This is a genomic window from Mesorhizobium sp. P3_A8, from assembly GCF_056402995.1.
The window spans coordinates 1-719 of the sequence record NZ_JBFUGI010000045.1; the positions used below are offsets into that span (position 1 = coordinate 1).

Genomic DNA, 719 nt, shown 5'->3' on the forward strand with positions numbered 1-719 from the left:
CTTCTCGTCGCCGCAGATCAAGGCATCGGCCACCACCGTGTCGTTGACGTTGGCAGGCGTCGTGATCACTTTGCGGATCAGGCCAGAGCCCTCATCCACTCCGACATGTGCCTTGTAGCCGAAAGTGAAGCCGCCCTTGCCTTGCCGCACCGTGACACGGGCATCTGCATCCTTTGATGCCTGCTCGTCCGTCGGCGGCAATGAGACCGCATTGATCAGCGTGGCATCCAGCATCGTGCCCCGCTTCAGGATCACGCCAGCCTTCTCCAACTGCCGGTCCAGTTCGCCAAACAGCTTCTCGAACAGACCTTCGCCGACAAGCAGGTTGCGAAAGCGCGAAAGCACMGTGTGGTCGGGAATGCTCTCCTCCAGTCCGAGCCCGACGAAACGTCGGAACGACAGCCGGTCGCCAAGCGCCTCCTCCAGTTCGCGATCCGACAGTCCGTACAGAGATTGAAGCAAAAGCGCCTTGAACAGGACCAACGGTGGCCAGGCAGCCCGACCCGGTCCACCATCGCGCAGCGGGTTGAGTAGCTTCTCGAAGCGGTCCCACTTCACCAGACCTGACAATCGATCGAGTGGCGAAGAACCGCCTGCCAACTTGCCGCCCAGAAAGGCTTCCGCCAAGCTCAACTGACCCGTCTGCTTCACTGCCATCGTGATTCCCTCCGAGCGTCAATCTCAGAGAATCACAACCACCGAATTACGCAACAGTCCCC

The 719-nt window shown here is 60.3% G+C and carries 1 protein-coding gene; it reads right to left on the bottom strand.

Annotation, left to right across the window (positions count from 1 at the left end):
* Positions 1-657: IS5 family transposase (locus AC1DX4_RS35065; RefSeq protein ID WP_477224685.1), on the bottom strand; the 657-nt coding region annotated here is incomplete at its 3' end.
* Positions 658-719: the final 62 nt, after the last annotated feature.